Origin of the sequence: Ramlibacter sp., from assembly GCF_050250995.1 — a bacterium.
In the GTDB taxonomy this organism is placed as follows: Bacteria; Pseudomonadota; Gammaproteobacteria; order Burkholderiales; family Burkholderiaceae_C; genus Ramlibacter.
The window spans coordinates 1-18,458 of record NZ_JBFWNP010000023.1; the positions used below are offsets into that span (position 1 = coordinate 1).

Below are 18,458 nucleotides of genomic sequence, written 5' to 3' on the forward strand. Positions count from 1 at the left end.
CGCAAGGCCGAGGGTGGCTACAAGCTGACCGGCAGCAAGATGTGGATCACCAATTCACCCATTGCCGACGTCTTCGTCGTGTGGGCGAAGGACGACGAGGGCGCGATCCGCGGCTTCGTGCTGGAGAAGGGCTGGAAGGGCTTGAGCGCGCCGAAGATCGAAGGCAAGGTCGGCCTGCGCGCTTCCGTCACCGGCGAGATCGTGATGGACGACGTGTTCTGTCCCGAGGAGAACGCCTTCCCCGACGTGCGCGGACTCAAGGGGCCGTTCACGTGCCTGAATTCCGCTCGGTACGGCATCGCCTGGGGCGCACTGGGCGCCGCCGAAGACTGCTGGCACCGCTCACGCCAGTACGTGCTGGACCGCAAGCAGTTCGGCAAGCCGCTGGCGGCCAACCAGCTGATCCAGAAGAAGCTGGCCGACATGCAGACCGAGATCACGCTGGGGCTGCAAGGCTGCCTGCGCCTGGGCCGCATGAAGGACGAGGGCACGGCCTCGGTGGAGATCACCTCGATCATGAAGCGCAACTCGTGCGGCAAGGCGCTCGACATCGCGCGGGTGGCGCGCGACATGATGGGCGGCAACGGCATCAGCGACGAATTCGGCGTCGCGCGGCACCTCGTGAACCTGGAAGTGGTGAACACCTACGAGGGCACGCACGACATCCATGCGCTGATCCTGGGGCGGGCGCAGACGGGGATCGCGGCGTTCTGAGGCGGGTCCGCCCGGGTTCAATACATCTCGGGCGCGCCCTTCTTATAGAGGCGCTCGATGCCGTCCATGATGATGCCCTGCACGATGCCGTCGCGGATGGCGACGCGGGCCTGCGCATCGGCGCGGTAGCCTTCCTCGTCGAAGACGCCGTCCTTCGTCCACAGGCGGTCCATCATCGCGCGCTTCTCGTCTTCGGGCAGGGTGTCGAGCTTGGCGTCGGTCACGAGCTCGAGATCCTTCGCGCGGGCGGAGGAGTCGTTCGCGCTGTTGCCGCGAAGTGCGGCGGAAAGCTCGGTCACCGTGTGCGGCGTCGCGCTCGCGCGGTTGTCCTTCAGCAGCTCCGTCAGGTCTTCGTTCGACAGCGGCATGCGGTGGCTCGCGTTCGCGCGCAGCAGGTGCGCGGCATCGGCAAGGGTGACGACCGGCGCCGTGGACGTGATGCCCGCGAGTTGAGAGCGCAGCACTTCGGCGCGCTGCATGATCAGCGCCTCGGAGGGCAGGCGGCTGACGATCGACATCACGTCGGACATGCGCAGCGCCCAGCCGCCTTCGGTCCGCTGGGCATTCGCCAGCAAACCGTTGAGGTCGGCGGGGTTCGGTTGCCAGGTGGCCGGATTCCCGCCGGCCATGCCGTGCAGGCTCCGTTCGAGGGCGTCAAGCGCGTTTTCCATCCACTCGTCGTTCGTCGACCGCGTGCGGTCGGCATAGGCGGTCATCAGGTCGCGTGCGCGCTGCGCCAGGGAGGCGTCCGCGCCGGCGATGCGATCGAGCAGCGCGACGACATCGATGGGCTTCTCGGGCCTCTCCAGGCCCTCCGCAAGCCATTGATCGAGTGTCGCGAGCGAAGGCACGCTGCCGCTGGGCGTCGCCTTCAGGAGGTCGACGACCGCGTTGGCGAAGGCGCCGTCGGCAGCGGTCGGCATCGTCGGCGCGGGCGTGACCGCAGGGTTGGCGGAGAGCAGCGCCGACAATTGACTCATCGATAGCGGCCTCGCGCTCTGGCGATTGTCGGAGATGAGCTGGAGCAGGTCGCTCGGATCGAGCGGGCGCGCCCCCGCCGCATTCGCGGCCCGCAGCTTCGCCATGTCTTCGGCCGAGGTCGTCACGACGTCGGAGATGACAGGCTTTCGATCGTTCTCGACGCTCAACGCGGCCAGCATGACCTCGAAATCACGCGCACGCGGCGCGAGCAGCGGATCGGTCGCCTGAATGCGGTCGAGCGCCTCGCGAACATCCTGCAGGCGCAGGGCCCAGCCGCCGGCGGTGTCGTTGAGCGCGCCGAGCTTGGCGAGCACGTCCTGCATGCTGGGCTTTTCGCCGTGCGGCGTGGCGGCGATCAATTCCTTCAGTTCGTCCCGCAGCAGGCGGTGCGCCTGCCGTGACCATGCCGGGTCGGCGGCCTGGTTTTCCACCATCACCAGCATCAGGTCGGTCGCCGTCGGTCCGAGTTCGTCGCCGCTGGCGTTGATGCGGCCGAGGAGCGCGACGACGTCGCGTTGCCGCAGCGTGTTGCCGCCCTCGACCATCGAGGTGAGCGCGATCACGTCCTGCACCTGCGGCGAGGATCCGGGCGGTGACTCCCACAGCAGTTGCGCGAGCGCGTCGAGCATGCGGTCGAGCGTCGCCTGGGTCGGGGTCGTGCCCTCGGACACCGGCGGCCACGGCACGTGAGGCAGACCCGGATCCGGATCTTCCCCGAGCAGCACGAGCATGTCGCGTGCGCGCACTTCGAGTTGAGGGTCGGTTTGCTGAATGCGGTGCAGCTGCGCGGCGACGTCGTCGATGTCGAGCGCCCAGCCGAGGTCGGAGTTCTGCACGCGGCCGAGCATCGCCATCAGGTTCTGAATCGGCGGCGGCGAGCCGGAAGGCGCATCCCAGAGCAACTGCGTGAGCGAACCCAGCAGCACGTCCTCGGCATTCGACATCCATTCGGCATCCTGCCGCTGGCTGTCCGTGAGGTCGCGGATCAGGCCCAGGGCACGCGGACCCAGGTCGTCGTCGCGGATCATGAAGGTGAGTTGCGCGATCACGTGCTGCGGACGCACCGTCGCCGACGGATCGAGGAGGGGGAGCGCGCGAGTCAGGTCGTTGCTCGTGGGCGCGAACTCGCCGCTCAGCAAGTGTTCGAGGCCGCGGTAGACCTGATTGAGCGTCGCGGCGGACGGATCGTCGGCGCCGCTGCTGGGCCACGGCCAGGTCGCGGAGAGTTGAACAGGCGCGGGGGCAGGGGTCGGCGCAGGCGGTGCGGGAGTCGGCCCCGGGGGCGGCGCGGTCGTGGGGGGGTGGCGGCGCCGGCGTCGGATCGGGCGGCGGAGCGGGCGACGGGCCTGGCGGCGGCGCGGGAGTCGGCGCGGGTGGCTCGGGCGCAGTCGTGGGCGCAGGCGGAGCCGACGTTGGCGCAGGTGGTTCTGGCGCAGGCGAGGGACCTGGGGGCGCCGGGGAAGGCGCCGGCGGCTCGGTGATGCTGTCACCGGAACCGGTCCCATCGTCGACAGGGGTGTCGCTGCCCGTGGGGGTGGAGGTGGGTGTAGACGTGTCTTCCTGCTCCGGATCCGGCGCTTCGCCGACCATGTTGGCCTCGAGCATGGACGGGCCGTACACGAGCGAGCTGAACGTCTGCGCAACGGCGGGATCGACCGTCTGGTTCGGACTCGTCGTCGTCCCGGAGCCGCTGGACGGCCAGGTCTGTCCGGTGCCATGCACGACCGGGTTCATGGCTGCACCTCGGCCCGCAGGTCGGCCCGGAGATTCCTGTCGTCCACTCGCACGGTCGTCATGAGCATCCTCAAAAGGAACGCCCATCGTCATGCAGACGCGGTGGAGCTGTCGACTATACGGAGGTCACCCCCCGTGCGCGGCCTCCAGCCCGCTCGCGAAATGCGCCTGCGTGCGCTTCGCCGCCGCGGCGGGGTTGCGCTTCTCGATCGCCTCGACGATGCCTCGATGCTCGGCCAGCGCCTCCTCCACCCGCCCGGACTTCAGCAAGGAGTGGTGGCGATTGAGCTTCATCACCTTGCGCAGGTCGGCCACGAGCTGGTTGCGCCAGCGGTTGTCGGCGATTTCGAGGATGCGCATGTGGAAGCGCTCGTTCAGCGCGAAGAATTTCACGTGGTTCTTCACCGACGCTTCGAGCTGGGCGTGCAGCGTCTTGAGCTCGGCGACCTCCGCGGCCGTCGCGGCCCGCGCGACGTCGCTCGCCGCATCGCTCTCGAGCACCGACAGCAGGTGGTAGACCTCCGCAAGGTCGCGTTCGGACACCTGGGTCACGTACGCGCCGCGCCGCACCTTCATCGTCACCAGCCCCTCGGCGGCCAGCACCTTGAGGGCCTCGCGCAAGGGCGTGCGGCTGATGCCGTATTCCTGCGCGAGCTTCACCTCGTCGATCCAGCTGCCGGGCTCGAGCTGGCCCTTGTAGATGCGCTCGCGCACGAGCTCCGCCACCTCTTCGTAGAGGGCGCGCGGAGCAAGGGATACGGCGGACATCGTTTCGAATTCTACGAGGTCAGAAATTGTTTATCAATAATTATGAATGAGATAAACTCGCCGGCACACCGAGGACAAACCATGAGCGAGAAGCCCGCAAGCCCGCAAGACTGGGCGAAAGCCGCCGCCAAATCCGCCCCCGGCGGCGACGTGTCGGCCCTGAACTGGACCACGCCGGACGGCATCGTCGTCAAGCCGCTCTACACGGCGGACGACCTGAAGGGCCTGGAGCACCACCACTCCCTGCCCGGCTTCGCGCCCTACCTGCGCGGCCCGCAGGCCACCATGTACGCGGCGCGCCCGTGGACGATCCGCCAGTACGCGGGCTTCTCCACGGCGGAGGAGTCGAACGCGTTCTATCGCAAGGGGCTCGCGGGCGGCGGGCAGGGCGTTTCGGTCGCGTTCGACCTCGCCACGCACCGCGGCTACGACAGCGACCATCCGCGCGTGGTGGGGGACGTCGGCAAGGCCGGCGTGGCCATCGACTCGGTGGAGGACATGAAGATCCTCTTCGACGGCATTCCGCTCGACAAGGTGAGCGTGTCCATGACCATGAACGGCGCGGTGCTGCCCGTGCTCGCCGGCTACATCGTCGCGGCCGAAGAGCAGGGCGTGCCGCAGGACAAGCTCTCGGGGACCATCCAGAACGACATCCTCAAGGAGTTCATGGTCCGCAACACGTACATCTACCCGCCCGAGCCCAGCATGCGGATCGTGGGCGACATCATCGAGTACACGGCGCGCAACATGCCGAAGTTCAACTCGATCTCGATTTCCGGCTATCACATGCAGGAAGCGGGCGCGAACCAGGCGCTCGAACTCGCGTTCACGCTGGCCGACGGCAAGGAGTACGTGAAGACCGCGCTGGCCAAGGGGCTCGACGTCGACGAGTTCGCGGGTCGCCTGTCGTTCTTCTGGGCGATCGGGATGAATTTCTATCTGGAGATCGCGAAGATGCGCGCGGCGAGGGTGCTGTGGCATCGCATCATGAGCGGCTTCGAGGCGAAGAACCCCAAGAGCCTGATGCTGCGCACGCACTGCCAGACCTCGGGCTGGTCGCTCACCGAGCAGGACCCGTACAACAACGTCGTGCGCACCACCATCGAAGCCATGGCCGCGGTGTTCGGCGGCACGCAGTCCCTGCACACCAACAGTTTCGACGAGGCGATCGCGCTGCCCACCGAGTTCTCCGCGCGCATCGCGCGCAACACGCAGCTCATCATCCAGGAAGAGACGCACATCACGAACGTCATCGACCCCTGGGCCGGCAGCTACATGATGGAGAAGCTGACGCAGGACATGGCGGATGCCGCGTGGAAGATCGTCGAGGAAGTCGATGCGCTCGGCGGCATGACGCGCGCGGTCGACTCCGGCTGGGCCAAGCTCAAGATCGAGGCGGCGGCCGCGGAGAAGCAGGCGCGCATCGACTCGGGCAAGGACGTGATCGTCGGCGTCAACAAGTACAAGCTCGCGAAGGAAGACAAGCTCGAGATCCTCGAGGTCGACAACGTGAAAGTGCGCGACCAGCAGATCGCGCGGCTGCAGAAGATCCGTTCCACGCGCGACGGCGCGAAGGTGCAGGCGGCGCTCGAAGCGCTGACCGCGGCGGCGAAGAGCGGCACGGGCAACCTGCTCGCGCTCACCGTCGATGCGATGCGCCTGCGCGCCACCGTGGGAGAGGTGAGCGACGCATTGGAGGAAGTCTTCGGGCGCCATCGCGCCGATACGCAAAAGGTGACCGGTGTGTATGCAGCTGCCTACGACTCGGCCGAGGGCTGGGAAAAGCTCCAGAAGGAAATCGCGGAGTTCGCCGAAGCGCAGGGTCGTCGCCCGCGCGTGATGGTCGCGAAGCTCGGGCAGGACGGGCACGACCGCGGCGCGAAGGTCGTCGCCACGGCCTATGCCGATCTCGGCTTCGACGTCGACATGGGGCCGCTCTTCCAGACGCCGGAAGAATGCGCGCGGCAGGCCATCGAGAACGATGTGCATGCGGTGGGCGTGAGCACGCTGGCCGCGGGCCACAAGACGCTGGTGCCGGCGATCATCGAGGAACTGAAGAAGCAGGGCGCGGATGACATCGTCGTGTTCGTCGGGGGCGTCGTCCCGCAGCAGGATTACGATTTTCTCTACCAGGCGGGCGTGAAGGGCATCTACGGTCCCGGCACGCCGATCCCGGCCAGCGCCAAGGACGTGCTGGAGCAGATCCGCAAGGCGGTCTCGGCGTGAACTGCGCGGGGCTCGATGTGCCGGGCGTCCATCGACGCGGCGGGCGTTCGACTTCGTAGGCTCGCGGTGAGCGAAGCAAACTTCGGCGCGATCGCCGGCGCTCCCGGACCGGCGCAGCGCCGCGCCATCGCGAAGGCCATCACGCTGCTCGAGTCGACGCGCGCCGACCATCGCGCGCGGGCCGACGAGTTGCTGACTGCCTTGCTGCCGCATACGGGACGCGCTTTCCGCCTCGGCATCAGCGGCGTGCCGGGCGTGGGCAAGAGCACGTTCATCGAGGCGCTGGGCCTGTATCTCATCGAGAAGGGTCACCGCGTCGCGGTGCTCGCGGTCGACCCGTCGTCCTCTGTGTCGGGCGGCTCGATCCTCGGCGACAAGACACGCATGGAGCGGCTCTCGGTCGACGAGCGCGCCTACATCCGGCCGAGCCCGTCGAGCGGCACCTTGGGCGGCGTGGCCGCGAAGACGCGCGAGGCCATGCTCGTGTGCGAGGCCGCGGGCTACGACATCGTGATCGTCGAGACCGTGGGCGTGGGGCAGAGCGAGATCGCGGTCGCCGGCATGACGGACATGTTCGTGCTGATGCAGTTGCCCAATGCGGGCGACGACCTGCAGGCGATCAAGAAGGGCGTGATGGAAGTCGCCGACCTCGTCGTCATCAACAAGGCCGACATCGATGCGGATGCGGCGACGCGGGCGCAGGCGCAGATCACGAGTGCGCTGCGCATCCTGACGCAGCAGGGGCGCGACCGCGGCTGGCATCCGAAGGTGATGCAGCTGAGCGCCTTGAAGTCGCAGGGCATCGAGGCCTTCTGGCAGACCGTGAAGGAATTCGAAACGGCGCAGAATGCATCCGCGCAGTTGGAGGCGCGACGCCGGCACCAGTCGCTCGCCTGGATGTGGGAGCGCATCGAGTCCGGGCTGAAGCAGCAATTCCATCAACACGAGGAAGTGAAGCGGCTGCTGCCGCAACTCACCGCGCAAGTCGAACAGGGCGCGCTCGCCGCGTCCACCGCGGCGAGGCAACTGCTCGCCGCAATGAACAACGGAGCGAACAACGGAGAAGGACATGCAGGACATCCTTGAACAACTCGAGAAGAAGCGCGCCGCGGCGCGGCTGGGCGGCGGGCAGAAGCGCATCGACGCCCAGCACAAGAAAGGCAAGCTCACCGCGCGCGAGCGGCTCGAACTGCTGCTCGACGAGGGCACGTTCGAAGAGTGGGACATGTTCGTCGAGCACCGCTGCACCGACTTCGGCATGGCCGACAACAAGGTCCCGGGCGACGGCGTGGTCACCGGCTACGGCATGATCAACGGCCGCATGGCCTTCGTCTTCAGCCAGGACTTCACCGTCTTCGGCGGCGCGCTCTCCGAAGCGCATGCCGAGAAGATCTGCAAGGTGATGGACCAGGCCATGAAGGTCGGCGTGCCCGTGATCGGCCTCAACGACTCCGGCGGCGCGCGCATCCAGGAGGGCGTAGCCTCGCTCGGCGGCTATGCCGACGTGTTCCAGCGCAACGTCATGGCCTCGGGCGTGGTGCCGCAGATCAGCATGGTGATGGGCCCGTGCGCGGGCGGCGCGGTGTACTCCCCGGCCATGACCGACTTCATCTTCATGGTGAAGGACAGCTCGTACATGTTCGTCACCGGCCCCGACGTGGTGAAGACCGTGACGCACGAGGAAGTGACGGCCGAGGAGCTGGGCGGCGCCACGACGCACAACACGCGCAGCGGCGTCGCCGACCTCGCGTTCGAGAACGACGTCGAGGCGATGCTCATGCTGCGCCGCTTCTACAGCTACCTGCCGCTCAACAATCGCGAGAAGCCGCCGGTGCGCCCCAGCAACGACCCGGCCGACCGCATGGACGCCTCGCTCGACACGCTCGTGCCCGAGAACCCGAACAAGCCCTACGACATGAAGGAGCTGATCGCCAAGACGGTGGACGACGGCGACTTCTTCGAGCTGCAGCCCGAGTACGCGAAGAACATCCTCATCGGCTTCGCGCGCATGGAGGGGCAGACGGTGGGCATCGTCGCCAACCAGCCGCTGGTGCTCGCGGGCTGCCTCGACATCAAGAGCTCGATCAAGGCCGCGCGCTTCGTGCGCTTCTGCGACGCGTTCAACATCCCCGTGATCACCTTCGTCGACGTGCCCGGCTTCATGCCCGGCACGAGCCAGGAGTACGGCGGCATCATCAAGCACGGCGCGAAGCTGCTGTATGCCTACGCGGAATGCACCGTGCCCAAGATCACCGTCATCACGCGCAAGGCCTACGGCGGCGCGTACGACGTGATGAGCTCCAAGCATCTTCGCGGCGACGTCAATTTCGCCTGGCCCCATGCCGAGATCGCGGTGATGGGCGCGAAAGGCGCGGTGGAGATCATCTTCCGCGAGGACAAGGGCGACGCCGCGAAGCTCGCGGCGCGCGAAGCCGAATACAAGTCGCGTTTCGCCAACCCCTTCATCGCGGGTGCGCGCGGCTTCATCGACGACGTGATCCTGCCGCACGAGACGCGCAAGCGCATCTGCCGCTCGCTCGTGATGCTGCGCGACAAGAAACTGGAAAACCCGTGGCGCAAGCACGGCAACATTCCGCTGTAAGAGGACCCATCATGTTCGACAAGATCCTCATTGCCAACCGCGGCGAGATCGCCTGCCGCGTCATCAAGACGGCCCGCAAGATGGGCATCAAGACCGTCGCCGTGTATTCGGACGCCGACCGCGATGCGCGGCACGTCGACCTGGCCGACGAAGCCGTGTTCATCGGCCCCGCGCCCAGCCGCGAGAGCTACCTCGTCGCCGACAAGATCATCGCGGCGTGCAAGCAGACCGGCGCGCAGGCGGTGCATCCCGGCTACGGCTTCCTGTCGGAGAACGAAGCGTTCGCCAAGCGCGTCGAGGAAGAGGGCATCGTCTTCATCGGACCCAAGCACTATTCCATCGCGGCCATGGGCGACAAGATCGCCTCGAAGAAGCTCGCGAACGAGGCGAAGGTCAACACGATCCCCGGCTACAACGACGCCATCGAGACGGCCGAGCAGGCCGTGAGCATCGCGAAGGACATCGGCTACCCGGTGATGATCAAGGCCTCGGCCGGCGGCGGCGGCAAGGGCTTGCGCGTGGCCTTCAACGACAAGGAAGCGCTCGAAGGCTTCACCTCCTGCCGCAACGAGGCGCGCAACAGCTTCGGCGACGACCGCGTCTTCATCGAGAAGTTCGTCGAGGAGCCGCGGCACATCGAGATCCAGGTGCTCGGCGATTCGCACGGCAACGTGATCTACCTCAACGAGCGCGAATGCTCGATCCAGCGCCGCCACCAGAAGGTGATCGAGGAAGCGCCGTCGCCCTTCATCAGCGAGGCGACGCGCAAGGCGATGGGCGAGCAGGCCGTGGCGCTCGCCAAGGCGGTGAAGTACCAGAGCGCGGGCACGGTGGAGTTCGTGGTCGGCAAGGACCAGAGCTTCTACTTCCTCGAGATGAACACGCGGCTGCAGGTGGAGCATCCGGTCACGGAGTGCATCACCGGCGTTGACCTCGTCGAGCTGATGATCCGCGTGGCGGCCGGCGAGAAGCTGCCGCTGAAGCAGGCGGACGTGAAGCGAAATGGCTGGGCGATCGAGTGCCGCATCAACGCCGAGGACCCCTTCCGCAATTTCTTGCCCTCGACCGGCCGCCTCGTGCGCTTCCAGGCGCCGAAGGAGTCGATGTGGGCGTCCGACACCGAGCACCTGCAAGGCGTGCGCGTCGACACGGGCGTGCAGGAGGGCGGCGAGATCCCGATGTTCTACGACTCGATGATCGCCAAGCTCATCGTGCATGGCACCGACCGCAACGACGCCATCGCGAAGATGCGCGAGGCGCTCAACGGTTTCGTCATCCGCGGCATCTCCAGCAACATTCCCTTCCAGGCCGCGCTGCTCGCGCATCCGAAGTTCGTCGCGGGCGACTTCAACACCGGCTTCATCGCCGAGAACTACGGCCAGGGTTTCCGCGCCGAGGACGTGCAGCACGAGGACCCGGATTTTCTCGTCGCGCTCGCCGCGTACATGCACCGTCGCGCCGTCGTGCGATCGGCCGGCATCACCGGCCAGCTGCGCGGGCACGAATACAAGGTGGGCAGCGATTTCGTCGTCGTGCGACTTGGCGAGGGCGGGGCGAACACTCGCCTGCCGGCGAAGCTGCGCGACATCGACGCCCGCAGCGGCACGAGCGCGGTCGAAGTCGCCGGCAAGACCTACGAGATCGCGAGCAACTGGCACCTGGGCGGCGCACGCATCCGCGGCACCGTCAACGGCAAGGCGTTCACGGCGCTGGTGGAGCGCGGCCCCGGCAAGAATCCGCTGGCCGTCGGCATTTCGCACAACGGCACGCGCATCGACGCCATGGTGCTCACGCCGCGCCATGCGGAACTGCACGCGCTCATGCCGTACAAGGCGCCGCCGGACATGAGCCGCTTCCTGCTGTCGCCCATGCCGGGCTTGCTGGTCGACGTGGCGGTGCAGCCGGGCCAGAAGGTGCAGGCCGGCGAGCGCATCGCCGTCATCGAGGCGATGAAGATGGAGAACGTGCTGTTCGCCTCCGCCGACGGCGTGGTGGGCAAGGTGCTCGCGAACAAGGGCGAGTCGCTCGCCGTGGATCAACCCATCGTGGAGTTCGAAAAGTGAATCGCCCCTTCAAGGTTCTCGGCATCCAGCAGATCGCCATCGGCGGCCCCGACAAGAAACGCCTGTCGAAGCTCTGGGTCGACATGTTCGGCCTCGAAGTCACGGGCACGTTCCGCAGCGAACGCGAGAACGTCGACGAGGACATCTGCGCCATCGGCGTCGGCCCGTTCAAGGTCGAGGTCGACCTGATGCAGCCGCTCGACCCCGAGAAGAAACCGGCTGTGCATGCCACGCCGCTCAATCACGTCGGCCTGTGGATCGACGATCTGCCGAAAGCGGTGGAGTGGCTTGGCGCGCAGGGCGTGCGCTTCGCGCCGGGCGGCATCCGAAAGGGTGCTGCGGGTTTCGACATCTGCTTCGTCCATCCCAAGGGCAGCGACGAACTGCCCATCGGCGGCGAGGGCGTGCTGATCGAGCTGGTGCAGGCGCCGGCCGAGGTCGTCAACGCGTTCGCGGCGCTGGGGCGGCAGCCGGGCTGAGGTTCAGGCGGGTCGCGAGCGCCGAGCTTGGCTTCAGCGCCGAGACGAGCTTGGCTTGCGGTGAAGCCACGGGTGGAGCATCGAGATGGACTTGCCTCAGCCCGACCCCGCCCGCGCCGCCCACCCCTGAAGCTCCCGCTCGGTCGCGCGCCACGCGCTGCGCAGCCGGTCGAGCCTTCGCTCGATGTCCGCAGGCATGTGGCCCTGCGCGCATTCCGCCTCGATGCCGGCGCACAGGTCGGCCACCGTCGCCGCGCCGAGATTGCTCGCAGACCCGCGCAGCGCATGCGCGGCCGTCGCCAGCGCGGCGACATTGCCCGCGCCATGCTCGCGCGCGATGGCGGTGAGCCGGCGCGGCGCGTCCTGCAGGAATAGGTTCACCACTTCGCGCGTCGTCGTCAACTCGGGATCGAACTCGCGAAAACTGTCGAGCCGGCTCCAGTCCATTACGTCCGATGCAGCCTGCGCGGCCGATGGCGAAACGCTGGCCGTCTGCTTGCGAGTCGCCCAGCGTTCCATCGCCTGCGCGAGCGCGCCGGCCTGCAGCGGCTTGGTGAGGTAGTCGTCCATGCCGGCCGCGAGGCAGCGGTCGCGGTCGTCGCTCGACGCGTCGGCGGTGAGGGCGACGATGGGCGGCGCGTCCTTGCCGAACTTCTCGCGCACCGCGCGCGTCGCCTCCAGGCCGTCCATGCGCGGCATGTGCAGGTCCATGAGGATCGCGCCGAAATTTCGTCCCTGCGCGTGCGCGGCGGCCAGCGCTTCCACCGCCTCCTGCCCGTCGCCCGCGGTGACGGCATCGTAGCCCAGGCGCGCGAGCATGCTGCACGCCACCTTGAGGTTGATGGCGTTGTCGTCGGCGACGAGCACCGTGACGTTCTTGCGCGTCTCTTCCCGTTCCACGGGCTTCGGTTGCGACAGCGCGCCCGGCGCGAGCGTGCGCGAGATCGCGTCGAACAACTGCGCCTGCCGCACGGGCTTGAGCAGGCGCACGTCGAAGAGCGCCGTGTTGCCGGTGCCCCCCGGCATGAAGCCGGAGCTGAGGAGCATCAAGGGCAGCCGCTGCGTCTGCGGGCGCTCGCGGATCGCGTGCGCAAGCTCGACGCCGTCCATGCCCGGCATGTGCATGTCGCTGATCACGAGCTCGGGCGGCGCCGACCGCTCCAGCAGCTCCAGCGCCTCGGCGCCTGAGTTCGCGGCGTCGACCAGCATGCCCCACTGGCGCAACTGGCGGGTGAGCACGCGCACGTTGATCGGATGGTCGTCGACGATCAGCACGCGCTTGCCTTGCAGTGCGGCGGCGTCGAGCCGCGCGGTCGTGGGCGGCAGCTCGGAGATCGGGGCGCGCACGGTGAACCTGAACGTGGAGCCTCGACCGAGTTCGCTTTCGACACGCACCGTCCCGCCCATCATCTCCACCAGCCGCTTGCAGATGGCGAGGCCCAGGCCCGTGCCGCCGTACTTGCGGGTTGTAGACGCATCGACCTGCGTGAAGGCTTCGAAGAGCGCGCCGACGCGGTCGGGCGGAATGCCGATGCCGGTGTCGCGCACGCTGAATTCGAGCAGCGCGACGCCGCGCTCGTCCGGCGCTTCGGCCAGGTGCGCATGCACGGACACTTCGCCGCGCTCGGTGAACTTCACCGCGTTGTTCACCAGGTTGATGAGGATCTGCCGCAGCCGCGTCGAGTCGCCCAGGATCGCCGCGGGCGGGCCGCCCGCCGTCGGCTCCGGCACGTCGACGATGAGCTCGATGCCTTTCTCGCGCGCCCGCGGCGCGGCGATGTCGCACGCCTCTTCGAGCACGTTTCGCACGCTCACCGGCTCCTGCTCCAGGTCGAACTTGCCCGACTCGATCTTGGAGAAGTCCAGGATGTCGTTGATGACCGCGAGCAACTGGTCGCTCGACAGGCGGATCGTCTGCAGGAAGTCGCGCTGCTCCGCGTCGAGCGACGTCTCGGCGAGCAGGGCGCTCATGCCGACGACGCCGTTGAGCGGCGTGCGGATCTCGTGGCTCATGGTGGCGAGGAAGGCCGCCTTGGCCTTCGCGGCTTCCTCGGCCGCTTCGCGTGCGCGCACGAGTTCGGATTCGCGGGCGCGGACTTCCTCCTCGGCCTGGCGCGCCCGCGCGCTCTCGGTCTCGGCCTGCGTCTTCTCCTCGCGCAGGCGGTCGGCCACGCGGTTGAAGGCCTGCACCACCTCGCCGAGCTCGTCGGCGGTGTCGAGTTCGACGGCGGCGTGGGCTTCGCGCCGATTGAGCATGCGCTCGGACGCTTCGCGCAGTCCACCCACGGTGCGCATCACGCCCGCGTAGAACGCGAAGAGAAGATAGAGCACGGCGAGCAGCACCACGGCCACGAACGCCATGATCGCGAGCGAGCGCTGCTGGAAGCCCTGGATGCGCGCAACGAGCAAGCCTTCGAGTTCGGCCGACTCGCGCTCGCCCAGCGCGAAGTTGGCGGCCTGCGCCCGGGCGAGCAGCTCGCCGGCCGCGGTCAGGGCGGCGGGCGTCGCGGTCGCAGCGGTGAGATTGCGCATGGCCGCAACCGCATCCTTCACGGCCTGGCCGTACGCCTCCACCGGGTCGGCCATGCGCAGCTTCAGCTGCCCCGTCTTCTCGTTGCGGAACGCCGTCTCGGCGCCGTAGCGCGTGCGCGCGAGGTTCGACTCGATCAGGCCGCTCAGGCGGATCAGGTCCGCGTTCTGCCGGTCCATGCCGGTCACGCTCGATCCGCCCGTACCCTGCGCGAGCAGCCGCGCCTGCAGCAGCAGGTTGGCCGTATCGGGCAGCTTGAGCAGCACCGCCTCCATCAGGTAGTAGCTATCGAGATCGGGGTCGAGAATGAGGTTGGACTCGTCGCCCACGTGCGCCATGAGGGCCACCACGTCGTCCTGCAGCTTGGCGTGCAGCTGGCTCGTGTCCACCGGCGGGATCGCAAGCGCGCGGCTGGAGAGATAGGCCGCGTTCTCCTTCAGCACGGCAAGCTTCAGCGTCGTTTGCAGCTCGGCGCCGAACTCGGCGTCGGCCCGTTCGAGGTTGCGCAGCGCGGTCTTCATCGCGGCCTGCACGCGCACCAGTTCGGGCCGCTGGTCCGACTGGCCGCTCGCCACCGCCGCTGCGGCAAGCCGGCTCTTCGCCACCTCCTCCTGCATCGCACGCAGGGGCCGCAGGAACTGCGCGCCCGCGATCTCCTTGCGCGCGAAGCGGATGGAGCTGTCGAACTCGCCGACGAGCAGATACAGACTCAAGCCCAGGGGCAGGGCGAACAGGATGAAGATGAGGACGAACTTCCTCGGATAGGTCAGGCGGTCCATGAGCCGGCGCGCAGGCGCCAGCCATCGGGAATTCTCGGGTGCGCGCGGGACTTCGGCGGGGGGATGCATCGGAAACGCTCCTGCGTACTTCTTCGGCGAAGCCTAGCAGAGTGCATGCCGTGCGCGAGCAATCTCCGCGCGTTAACCCGGGGCGCGACAAAGACCATTGGCTGACCCCGCGCTCCGGCGATCTGCTCTAACGTGCGATTCATCCATTGCGGTGCATCGGGTGCCGCGCGAAAGGAGCGCATGTCGGTCGCGAATCTTCACGAACTGCACGTCGGACTCTGCGAACTGGCCGGCTGCGAGCCGCCGCCACTGCAGGGCGAACCCCATGGACCGCAGGGCTTCGCACTCCACTGGAAAGGCGTGCCGCTCGGCTTTAGCGAGTCCGACGCCCGACCCGGCATCGTCTTCGCCACGGCAACGCTGGGGACGATGCCGCCGGAGTGCGAAGCCGAGGGATGGCGCATCCTCATGGCCGCGAACTTCGGCCTGGCGGGCCACGAAGGCGGCGGCTACAGCCGCGTGCCCGGAAGCGGCGAGGTCCTCATGCACGCCATGTTCGCGTTGCACGAAACGACGGTGCCCGACGTCTTCCGGTTCGCCTGCTCGATGGCCGAGAAGGCGCTCGAGTGGCGGGACGATTGCCTCTTCGGCGACACGGCCGGCGCGGCTTCGCCGCCCGCCCCCGCGGTCGTGCGGCCGCCGGCCGATTTCGCGAGGGCCTGAGCGATGGACGCGACCGCTTTCCACGACTTTCATCGCGCGATCTGCGACATCCTGCGGCAGCCCGCGCAGGACATGCAGCCGATCGACGGCGTCCACGCCTTCGACCTCGCTTACGAGGGCGCCTTGGCGCGGGTGCTGCTTCTGCCCGGCGCGGAAGATCGCGCCTGGGTCGTCGTCGATTTCGGCGTGCCGCCGCCGGAACATGAGCTCGAGTCGATGCTCGGGTTGGCCGAGGCCAACTTCGACCTGCTGATGGGCGAAGACGGCGCGCGCTTCGGCCGCAATCCCGACACGGGCGTGCTGTCGCTGCAGTTTCCGTACGCCCTCGAAGAAGGGCCCCGGCGGCTGCTCGAGAAACTGAAGACCCTGGGGCCGCTGACCGTCCTCTGGCCGCTGTCGCTGAAGCCGGGGCGTTCGGCCGATGCGGAGGCATCGGGGCGGTCCACGCGTTCGTCCGATTGATCACGAATTTTCACGAGAGGCTCGCGTCATGGATAGGCTCACCCCCCGCTCTCCTCCACGCACCGCGCGTGAAGAGTTCACGCCTCGTCGGCACCATGTCGGGTCTGGCAGTCGGCAGGAGACGCCGATCCACACCCCGCTCCAGAGCCCGCGCTGGCGCCCCGACACCTCGCGCGTAGGGCCCAACACCCCCCACCGCCAACCTGATGTCGATTCGCATGTCCACCAGGCATGGGACGAGGGGTCGAGCTTCGTGCCCGGTTCGCCGAAGCGTCGAGAGTTGCACGGCAGTGAGGCCGCCACGTTGGCCAGCGAGGTGACGAGCGCACTCGGTCGCGTGCCGCCGCTGTCGCCTCCGCATCGCGAAGTGTCCATGCGCGAAGTGTCCGAACTCTCCGCTGCCAGCGGCGAACGCTCCAACCACGACGCTCTTCCGGGAGAGCCGGAGGAGGAAGAGAAGGAGTATCTGAAACCCGAAACGCTGTATGCCGCGACCCGCCGACCGGCGCACCTTGCGTCCGAATCCTCCTCCGACCTGTCGGCCGAGGTCCAGGCTCCTCCGCAACTCTCGGCGAAGGTGCCGCCGCCATTGCGCATCGTCGAGAGCGTCCTGGAGGTCGAGCAGCCGCCGCAGAGCAAGCAGCCGGAGGAGAGAAAGCATGCACCCGTGGACTCCCGTGTCATCGACGTCGGCGACGTTCCCGACCTGACCTCCTCGGTGGACCACAACGGGGACCCGGGAGGCATCACGCGTGCCGAGGTCGAACAATTTCTGGAGTCGGCCCGTCATGTGTTCGCGGGCGACATGACCTACTTCGGTGGCGATCCGCAGTCGATGGACACGTTCGTCAAGAAGCTCCAGGCCACGATGGTCGTCTCCCTGAACTCGGGCGTGCTCCAGGGCGGATCGCAGCTGGCAGCGGGAAGCGCCTCGGCGGTCGTGCTGAGCGCCTGGCGGGGGGCGTTGGCCGCGGCGAGCCGTTCGAGCCATGGCGCGGGCAATTTCGCAGCCGTTGTGTCCTCCATCGGCGCGCTCGGCGTGCTCCAGGCGAGCACCGGGACGCCGGTGAAGCGGGCGCTCGAGACCTACCTCGACAATCCCCGTGCGCTGAGGGCGGCCACATGGGCGATCACCTTCGCCACCCTCACCGCCATCGCCACGCCGATCCTGGTCAAGGGCGTCGACGACGAGCACGGCTGGGCTGTTCTCAACATCATGATGCGGGCAGCGACCTTCGTGCTCACCGCTTTCGGCCGCGATCTCCAGCAAGGCGCGGTGGCCGATGGGGTGCTGCCTTCCCTCAAGTTCGCAGAGAAGGCGACGGCCGCCTTGCCGGTGCGGGAAGATGGCGCCGTCGAACGCCGGTCCCGATGCTGCAACGCGATGAAGATGTTCGAGGTCGTGGTCAACGTCGCGATGTGGGTGGCGCTGAGCTTCGCGTCGGAGGCGCTGAGGGCGCAGATGGGCGCGACCCAGTCGATCGATCTGAGTAGCCTCACGGACGGGAATTCGAATTTCGAGGAGGCCTTCTCCGAGAGCCTCGGCGCCGAAATTACGGTCTTCACGAACGGCGCCATCCTTTCCCTGTTGGGCGCCATCATTACGCAGCTTGCGCGGTTCGTCACAGCCGTCGCTTTCCTCGAGCCGCTCGAGCTCAAGCCGGGCGGCGGTGTCGCGAAGATGGAGCAGAACGTCGAAGGGCTGCGCACCGATTTCTGGAAGCAGTGGAACAACAACGCAGGCCCCCACTTCGACTGGCGGGTGCTGGTGATGGCGAAGGCGGGCACCGTGGGCTACGGGCTGGTGGACGGCGTGCCCCCGGACATGATTTCGGGGGCGATCACGGCGCGGGCCCTCCTGCGCGGCTTCCTCGGACCGCGCGGCATCTTCGTCGACGACCTGAAGGCGAAGCGAAAGGAGCAGGCGGCGGCGGCCGAGACGGCGAAGGCGCAAGCGGACCAGCGCAACGCCGCCGAAAAATTCATCGCGGTCGTCCAGAAGATGGAGATCGACTTGAAGGCGAAAGCCATGCGCCCGAGCGATCGCGATGTGGCCGGGGTGGCACTGAAAATGGCAACCAGCGCCTTCGCCCGCGGCGACCGTGACGCATGTGCAGACGCTCTCGCCGAATACGCGAATGCGGTCGACGAGCCCAGGACATCGGACCACTATCTTGTCGCCAAGAAGGAGAGGACTGAGCGAGCGATTGCGGAGCTGGAAAAGGCTTCGTCGCCAGCGGCTGCCGAAAGTGACGAGCTCCATGGCTTGCGGCAGCGACTTGCCCGTGTCGAGACGCAGCTGTACGAACGTGGCCTCTTTGGGAGCGCGTCGGCCGAGTTGTAGGGCGGCACGGCCCCCGCAGACCCGCCCGTCTCGGGGAATCCCCC

12 protein-coding genes are annotated in these 18,458 nt (G+C 67.7%); 9 read left to right on the plus strand and 3 right to left on the minus strand.

The annotated features are described in order from the left end of the window. Positions 1-714, plus strand: a 714-nt coding sequence (locus AB7E83_RS15590) for an acyl-CoA dehydrogenase family protein (RefSeq protein WP_428571010.1), incomplete at its 5' end; no start/stop codon positions are given. A 17-nt stretch (positions 715-731) separates the two neighbouring features. Here AB7E83_RS15590 and AB7E83_RS15595 read toward each other — a convergent pair. Together AB7E83_RS15595 and AB7E83_RS15600 are read right to left on the minus strand one after the other, a co-directional pair. Then, on the minus strand, positions 732-2,834 hold the full coding sequence (locus tag AB7E83_RS15595) for a hypothetical protein (RefSeq protein ID WP_428571011.1): 2,103 nt from the start codon (positions 2,832-2,834) through the stop codon (positions 732-734). Between the two features lie 721 nt (positions 2,835-3,555). Continuing rightward, the gene (locus AB7E83_RS15600; protein ID WP_428571013.1) at positions 3,556-4,197 is read right to left on the minus strand and encodes a GntR family transcriptional regulator; all 642 of its coding nucleotides are present in this window, start codon (positions 4,195-4,197) and stop codon (positions 3,556-3,558) included. Between the two features lie 81 nt (positions 4,198-4,278). On the opposite strand from AB7E83_RS15600, the gene scpA reads away from it, so the two are divergent. The 5 genes from scpA (at position 4,279) to AB7E83_RS15625 (ending at position 11,567) form a co-directional block, all read left to right on the plus strand. Next, entirely contained in the window at positions 4,279-6,423 is a 2,145-nt protein-coding gene (gene scpA / locus AB7E83_RS15605) for a methylmalonyl-CoA mutase (protein WP_428571015.1), read from the plus strand. A gap of 66 nt (positions 6,424-6,489) precedes the next feature. Further along, on the plus strand, positions 6,490-7,509 hold the full coding sequence (meaB, locus tag AB7E83_RS15610) for a methylmalonyl Co-A mutase-associated GTPase MeaB (protein ID WP_428571017.1): 1,020 nt from the start codon (positions 6,490-6,492) through the stop codon (positions 7,507-7,509). Beyond that, positions 7,493-9,025 carry an acyl-CoA carboxylase subunit beta gene (locus AB7E83_RS15615; RefSeq protein WP_428571019.1) on the plus strand — a complete coding sequence of 511 codons (1,533 nt, stop codon included), beginning with the start codon at positions 7,493-7,495 and terminating at the stop codon, positions 9,023-9,025. Before meaB ends, AB7E83_RS15615 begins: the two co-directional genes overlap by 17 nt. 11 nt (positions 9,026-9,036) lie before the next feature. Next, positions 9,037-11,088, plus strand: coding sequence for an acetyl-CoA carboxylase biotin carboxylase subunit (accC, locus tag AB7E83_RS15620; protein WP_428571021.1), 2,052 nt, complete (start codon positions 9,037-9,039; stop codon positions 11,086-11,088). Continuing rightward, a complete protein-coding gene (locus tag AB7E83_RS15625) occupies positions 11,085-11,567 on the plus strand; it encodes a VOC family protein (RefSeq protein WP_428571023.1) in 483 nt (160 codons plus the stop codon). Before accC ends, AB7E83_RS15625 begins: the two co-directional genes overlap by 4 nt. Positions 11,568-11,663: 96 nt before the next feature. Here AB7E83_RS15625 and AB7E83_RS15630 read toward each other — a convergent pair whose 3' ends face one another. Further along, complete coding sequence (locus AB7E83_RS15630; RefSeq protein WP_428571025.1) at positions 11,664-14,945, minus strand: response regulator; 3,282 nt, start codon at positions 14,943-14,945, stop codon at positions 11,664-11,666. A gap of 180 nt (positions 14,946-15,125) precedes the next feature. Here AB7E83_RS15630 and AB7E83_RS15635 point away from each other — a divergent pair, with 180 nt between their 5' ends. The 3 genes from AB7E83_RS15635 to AB7E83_RS15645 all read left to right on the plus strand — a co-directional run bounded on the left by AB7E83_RS15635 (position 15,126) and on the right by AB7E83_RS15645 (position 18,414). Further along, on the plus strand, positions 15,126-15,608 hold the full coding sequence (locus AB7E83_RS15635; protein ID WP_428571026.1) for a hypothetical protein: 483 nt from the start codon (positions 15,126-15,128) through the stop codon (positions 15,606-15,608). 3 nt (positions 15,609-15,611) lie between these two features. Next, positions 15,612-16,070, plus strand: a complete 459-nt coding sequence (locus AB7E83_RS15640) for a hypothetical protein (RefSeq protein ID WP_428571028.1) — start codon at positions 15,612-15,614, stop codon at positions 16,068-16,070. Positions 16,071-16,374: 304 nt separating this feature from the next. Then, on the plus strand, positions 16,375-18,414 hold the full coding sequence (locus tag AB7E83_RS15645; protein ID WP_428571030.1) for a hypothetical protein: 2,040 nt from the start codon (positions 16,375-16,377) through the stop codon (positions 18,412-18,414). Positions 18,415-18,458 lie beyond the last annotated feature (44 nt).